The organism is Deinococcus sp., assembly GCF_018260555.1.
GTDB lineage: Bacteria > Deinococcota > Deinococci > Deinococcales > Deinococcaceae > Deinococcus.
On sequence record NZ_JAGLBB010000101.1, the window covers coordinates 1 to 6,857 of the forward strand.

A 6,857-nucleotide genomic window follows, 5' to 3' on the forward strand; every position below is an offset into this window, starting at 1 on the left:
GGCCGGTCGCCGTGACCCGCCCGGCCAGCACGGCCGCCACCCGCCCGCGCGTGGTACTGGACGCCGGGCACGGCGGGATCGATCCCGGCATGGTCAGCCGCTGGGTCACCGAGGAGGACGTCACGCTGGACGTGGCCCTGCGCACCCGCGCCGAACTGCAACGGCATGGGGTGAACGTGACCATGTCCCGCACGGCGGACCGGCACCTGAGTGCCAACAAGGGCGCCGACCTGGAAGCCCGGTCCCGACTGGCGAACAACGGGCAGGTCAGCGCGTTCGTCAGCATTCACGTGAACTCGGCCGGGGCGTCCGCGCAGGGCATCGAGACGTACTATTTCGGGCAGCCGCTGGCGGGCAGTAACCGCAGTCTGGCCGTGCAGGAAAACGGTGGCGGCAGCCTCGGCGAGCAGTTGACCCGCCAGGCAGCGAACACCGCGCAGAACCTGCTGGGTGACATTCTGGCTCAGGCCAAGATCTCGTTCAGCCGTCAGCTGGCGCAGAAGGTGCAGTCCCGCCTGATCGCCGCGACCGGCGCCGTGAACCGGGGTGTGCAGACCGACGCCTTCTACGTGATCCGCAACCCCACCACGCCCGCCATTCTGGTCGAGGTGGGCTTCGGGTCCCATCCGGTCGAGGGGCCCAAGCTGGCCTCTGCCGCGTACCGCGAGCAACTGGCGCAGGCCCTGGCGCGCGCCATCCTAGATTTCCTGAACACCAAGTAGGCGGCGGCGCCCGCTTGCCCGTACCGGCCTGAACTGACCGGCTGGCCCACTTGACTGGCCCACTTGCCTGGCCCACTTGCCTGGCCCACTTGCCTGGCCCATTTGACTGGACCGCTGCACCTGGGGAGGTCTTCACCTGGGATGACGGCCCCGCGCCTTCACGGTACTATCCTTGACAGTCAATGTGGAATCACTTCCAGTCCTGGCAGAGGTTCCCGATTCCGTTCCCGTACGCGCCAGCGGCCGACAGCCGGTCACCCACAGCCGATCATCAGGAGGTTCTCTCATGACCATCACACGATCCAGCGGCGTTCTGCTGCACCCCACCAGCCTTCCTGGCCCCTACGGCATCGGGGAACTCGGCGCGCACGCCCGCGCCTTCGTGGACTGGCTCGCGCGCGCCGGCCAGAAGTACTGGCAGGTCATGCCCCTGGGCCCCACCGGGTACGGCGACAGCCCCTATCAGGCGTTCAGCGCCTTTGCCGGAAATCCCTACCTGATCGACCTGACCGCCCTGCGCGAACACGGCCTGCTGCAAGAGACGGATTTCAACGCCCTGCCGGACTTCAACGCCGACAAGGTCGATTTCGGGCAGCAATACGTGTGGCGTAACCAGATGCTGGGCCGCGCCTACGCCCACTACGCCTTCGGCGGCGCGCAGCACCTGACCGCCGACTTCGAGGCCTTCAAGCAGGAGCAGGCCGCGTGGCTCGACGACTACGCGCTGTTCATGGCCCTCAAGGACGCGCACGGCGGTCTGCCCTGGAACGCCTGGGAGGCGGCCACCCGCGACCGCCACCCCGACGCGCTGAGCGCCGCGCGCGAACAACTGACCGGCACCACCGAACGCGTGAAGTTCATCCAGTTCCTCTTCTTCCGCCAGTGGAACGTCCTGCGCCGCTACGCCGCCGAGAAAGGCATCCAGATCATCGGAGACCTTCCCATCTTCGTCGCCATGGACAGCAGCGACGTGTGGGCCAACCGCGATCAGTTCTACTTCGACGACCAGGGCCAGCCGACTGTCGTGGCCGGCGTGCCCCCGGACTACTTCAGCGAGACCGGCCAGCTGTGGGGCAACCCGCTGTACAACTGGAAGGCCATGCAGGACGCCGGCTTCCAGTGGTGGATCGAGCGTTTCCAGGGCAGCCTGAACCTCTTTGACCTGATCCGCATCGATCACTTCCGGGGGTTCGCGGCCAGCTGGGAAATCCCCTTTCCTGCCGATACTGCCATTCACGGCCAGTGGGTGCCTGCCCTGGGCCACGAGATGTTCGCCGCCGTCCGTGAGGCGCTGGGCGTTCTGCCCATCATCGCCGAGGACCTGGGCGTCATCACGCCCGATGTCGAGAAACTCCGCGATGACTTCGAATTTCCCGGCATGGCCGTCTTGCAGTTCGCGTTCGGCGGCGGCGAGTTCAGTGTCAACGACTTCCTGCCCCACAACCTGCGTGAGAATCAGGTCGTGTACACCGGCACACATGACAACGACACCAGCCGCGGCTGGTGGGTGCACGCCGAGGAGCAGGAGCGCCACAACTTCCGCGTGTATACCAGCAGTGACCCCACGGAAGACACCTTCGCGGCCCAGCTGACCCGCATGGCCTTCGAGAGCCGCGCCGCGCTGGCCATCGTGCCCCTGCAGGACCTCCTGAACCTCGGCACGGACGCCCGCATGAACCTCCCGGGGACCACCGGGGTCCACAACTGGACGTGGCGGTACCGCGCCGCCGACCTGCGCCCGGACATCGCCACGACCCTCAGGGAACTGACCGAATCCACCGGACGGTAAGAACCGCCGCCAGTTGATGGTTGAAAGTTGATGGTTGATAGAGGGTCGCCGGACCTTCCATCAACCATCAACCGTTCACCATCCACTACCCTGTGGGCATGAAGCTCTACACCAAAACCGGCGACGGCGGCACCACGGGACTGTACGGCGCGGACCGCGTGAGCAAGGCGAACATCCGGGTGGAAGCGTACGGCACCGTCGATGAACTCAACAGCGCCATCGGACTGGCCCGCGCCCACAACACCCGCAGCCACAAACCCGACCCGGCCCTGGACGCCGACCTGGAGTACCTCCAGAACGCCCTGTTCGACGTGGGCGCTGACCTGGCCACCCGCAGCGGAACCACGTACGAGAAGAAGATCACCCGCATGGACGAGCAGGACGCCACGTTCATCGAGGCCATGATCGACCGCTACCAGGAGGCCGCGCCGCCCTTCACGGGCTTCGTGCACCCCGGCGGCACGCCCGCCGCCGCCAGCCTGCACGTGGCCCGCACCGTCGCTCGCCGCGCCGAGCGCGAGGTGATCCGCCTGCTGCACGAGGAGGACGCCAACCCGCACGTGCAGGTGTACCTGAATCGCCTGTCCGACCTGCTGTTCGTGATGGCCCGCGCCGCCAATCAGTCCGCCGGTATCGAGGAGCACGCCTGGCTGGTCAAGGGCCGCCGCTGAGGGACTGAACGGACGGGAAGCGCAGGCTGACGCTGGGCGGTGGGTGGGCGGCGACCACGCCACGGTGCACGACGTAATCATGGTGCTGCTGGCCACCCTGAACCCCGTGGAACTGGCGACCACGCAACTGGGACCGATACAGACTCGGATTGAAGGACCGGTGCTGTCCTGATCCGGCCGGGCTGCTGTGTCGGCCGGGCGCAGACGACAAATGAAAAGAAATCTTGTATTTTGCTTATCATATGATATGACCGGGTGAACTGGACACCGGTACGCCGCCGCGACCACCAGGGCCTACACTGTCGCAACAACCGCGCCCCAGCCGGGCACGCGCACACCCCACGGAGGACAGCATGACTGGAGCACCCACCCACCCGCAGAGCAAATGGCTTGAAGCCGAACTGAAGTACGACAGCCGCGTCGTCGGCAAGCACGAGGTCGTCATGACGCGCGGCCTGGGCGCCACCGTCTGGGACGAGTCGGGCCGTTCGTACATCGACTGCGTGGCCGGGTACGGGGTCGCCACCGTCGGTCACAGCCACCCGGACGTGGTGCGCGCCATCAAGGAACAGGTCGACCGCCTGATCGTCATGCCGCAGAGCCTCCCCAACGACAGGCGCGCCGAGTTCCTCTCGGAACTGGTCAGCGTCACCCCCGCCGGCCTCGACCGCGTGTTCCTGTGCAACAGCGGCACCGAGGCCATGGAGGCCGCCAAGAAGTTCGCCATCACCGGCACGGGCCGCAAGCGTTTTGTCAGCATGAAACGCGGCTTCTCGGGCCGCAGCCTGGGCGCACTGGCCTTCACCTGGGAACCCAAGTACCGTGAGCCCTTCGGGGATGCGGTGGACAACCGCAACGTGGACTTCGTGACCTTCGGGAACATCGAGGAACTCCGCGCCGCCGTTACCGAGGAGACGGCCGCCGTGATTCTCGAGGCCGTTCAGGGCGAGGGCGGCGTGCGTCCCGCCAGCCTGGAATTCATGCAGGAAGCCCGCCGCATCACTCAGGAGCGGGGCGCGCTGCTGATCCTCGACGAGATCCAGACCGGGTTCTGCCGCACCGGCAAGTTCTTCGCGGCCGAACACTATGGCGTGGTGCCCGACGGCATGACACTCGCCAAGGCCATGGGCGGCGGCGTTCCCATCGGCGCGTTCGTCATGACCCAGGATGTCGCGGACCGTATGCCGGCCGGCGGGCACGGCGGCACCTTCGGAGGGAACCCGCTGGCGATGGCGGCGGGCGTGGCGACCATCCGCGCCATGAAACGCGAAGGCATGGCCGAGCAGGCCCGCGAGAAGGGCGAGTACTTCATGGAGCGGCTGCGCGCCATTGGGAGCCCCAAGGTCCGCGAGGTGCGCGGCCTGGGTCTGATGATCGGCGTGGAACTCAAGGAGAAGAGCGCGCCGTACATTCACGCGCTGGAACACGAGGAAGGCGTCCTGGCCCTCCAGGCCACCCCGCTGGTCGTGCGCTTCCTGCCGCCCATCACCATCAGCCGCGAGCAGATCGACGCGGTCGTGGCCGCCTTCGAGCGCGTGCTCAGTGGCGTGAACCCCCGCGCCGAGCGGCAGGCCCAGCTGGCCGCGCAGGCCGCCGCGAGCGGGACGGCCCAGGGCGAGGCCATCCAGACGGAATAGGCCCAAACGGAATAGGGCCAGACGGAAGAGGGCCAGACTGGGGAGGCCCAGGTGAAGAAGGCAGCCCGTTTCAGAAAGCACCACTCCCGGCAGGTCCGGCGGGTGGTGTCTTTAAGTCTGGGGCCGGACGGCAGGCGGGGGGTCTACACTTCCTCCACAACATCAGGAACTTAATGAACGTGGGTGTGGGTGAAGAAGGTGATTTTCTTCAAACACAGCGGCGTGAATTTCCTTACACTGTACGGCGATGAAGTACTGGGTGGTAGGGATAACGGCAGTCGCACTCCTCGGAGGGGCGCTCGCCATGGGTGTCGCGACGCAACCGGACGGCAAGATGGCCCCCGGACTGCACATTGCCGGCGTGGACGTCGGCGGCCTGAACCGCGAGCAGGCCCTCAGCGCGCTCGGAAACCGGGCGGCCGCCGCGCCCCAGGTCACGGTCCGCGCCGGCAAGAACAACTGGACGGTCGCGGCCGACACACTCGGCTGGCACGCCGACGCTGAAACCAGCGTGCAGGCCGCGCAGAAGATCACCGCCGAGCGCGGCGTGCTGGAGAGGTTGCAGGGTCTGGTGGGCGCGGCGCCGGTGCAGGACATTCCCCTGACGGCGGCCGTGGACGCTGCGGAGGCCAGGGCGGCCCTGAACTCCCTGACGGCCGGGCTGAACGCGGCTCCCAGAAACGCCAGCGTGTACTTCGACAAAACCAGCATGAAGTACGCCGTGAAACCGGGCGTGACCGGCGTGAAGGTCGATGTGACCGGCGCTGTGAACGCCTACGTGGCCAACCCCGCCCTGACCACCCTGACGGTCGCGGCGACCGAGCAGGCCCCGCAGTACACCACCGAGGCCCTGAGTGCCTACGCGAAACAGGGCAACGCGCTGGCGCGCCCGTTCACTGTGACACTCGGCACCACAGGTCGCACCGGCACCCTGAACGCCCTTCAGGTCGCGGACCTGTACTGGGTTCGTGAAACCGGGATCGTGCCCGACGAGACGACCCTCAAGGCCGCCTTCGGTCGCCTGGCCGGCTTTGTCGATCAGCCTGCCCAGAACGCCCGCTACGCCCTTCAGGGCGGCAAGCTGGTCAAGGTCAGGGAGCGCGCCGGGGTCGTCACGGACCGCGCCGCCGCGTACGCCGTCTTCCGCAAGAGCGTGCTGGACGTCATGCAGAAGGCGGCCGTGTTTCCCAGCCGTCTGGATAAACCCACCCTGACCCTGGCGAGCCTCCCGGATGCCGGGGCCCTGGAGCTGATCACCACGGGCCGCAGCACCTACTACCACTCCAGCGCCGCGCGCCGCACGAATATCGCCAACGCCGCCGCCAAGATCAACGGCGCCGTCGTGCCCGCCGGTGAGGTCTTCTCGTTCCTGAAGGCCCTGGGCGGCATTGACGCCTCGAACGGGTTCGTGGGCGGCCTGATCATCAGTGGTGGCCGCACCGTGGACGGTCTGGGCGGCGGCGTGTGCCAGGTCAGCACGACCACCTTCCGCGCGCTGTACCAGGCGGGCCTGCCGGTCGTGGAACGCAACCAGCATTCGTACCGTGTGGGCTACTACGAACCGCAGGTGGGCTTCGAGGCCGCCGTGTACGATCCGGGGCTGGACCTGAAGATGAAAAACGACACGAGCGCGCCCATCCTGATCAAGACCGTCAACAACAACGCCACCAGTACCCTGGACGTGCAGGTCTGGGGCGTGAAACCCAAACGGACGGTGACGGTCAACCCCGCCGTCATCACGGCCCGCGTGCCGCACCCCGCTCCCAAGTACGTGGTGAACCCGTCCCTGCGTCCCGGCCAGATGACCCAGGTGGACTGGGCCGCCGACGGGTACAGCCTGTACATTAGCCGTACCATCCGTGACGCCAAAGGCACCCGCAGCGACCGCGTCAGCACCGTGTACAAACCCTGGCAGGCGGTGTACGAAACCGGCCCCAGGAGTTGATGGACGACGGTTGATGGTTGACTGACATCTTTCAGTTTTAGAAAAGGACGTCCAGCACGGCTTCTGACCTCAGAATGAGGGTGTGAAACAGAA

General features: G+C 66.9%; 5 protein-coding genes. All 5 read left to right on the plus strand.

Features of this window, described 5'->3' with window-relative positions; translation table 11 throughout:
• Positions 1–722 (plus strand): N-acetylmuramoyl-L-alanine amidase (locus QZ271_RS13480; RefSeq protein ID WP_291432332.1); only part of this gene is annotated, 722 nt, incomplete at its 5' end.
• A gap of 286 nt (positions 723–1,008) precedes the next feature.
• Positions 1,009–2,511 (plus strand): 4-alpha-glucanotransferase, encoded by a 1,503-nt coding sequence (malQ, locus tag QZ271_RS13485; protein WP_291432334.1) that lies wholly within the window; start codon positions 1,009–1,011, stop codon positions 2,509–2,511.
• Between the two features lie 98 nt (positions 2,512–2,609).
• Positions 2,610–3,182 carry a cob(I)yrinic acid a,c-diamide adenosyltransferase gene (locus QZ271_RS13490; protein ID WP_291432336.1) on the plus strand — a complete coding sequence of 191 codons (573 nt, stop codon included), beginning with the start codon at positions 2,610–2,612 and terminating at the stop codon, positions 3,180–3,182.
• A gap of 353 nt (positions 3,183–3,535) precedes the next feature.
• Positions 3,536–4,819 (plus strand): acetylornithine/succinylornithine family transaminase, encoded by a 1,284-nt coding sequence (locus QZ271_RS13495; protein WP_291432338.1) that lies wholly within the window; start codon positions 3,536–3,538, stop codon positions 4,817–4,819.
• Between the two features lie 304 nt (positions 4,820–5,123).
• Positions 5,124–6,764, plus strand: a complete 1,641-nt coding sequence (locus QZ271_RS13500) for a VanW family protein (protein WP_291432340.1) — start codon at positions 5,124–5,126, stop codon at positions 6,762–6,764.
• The last annotated feature ends 93 nt before the right edge of the window (positions 6,765–6,857 follow it).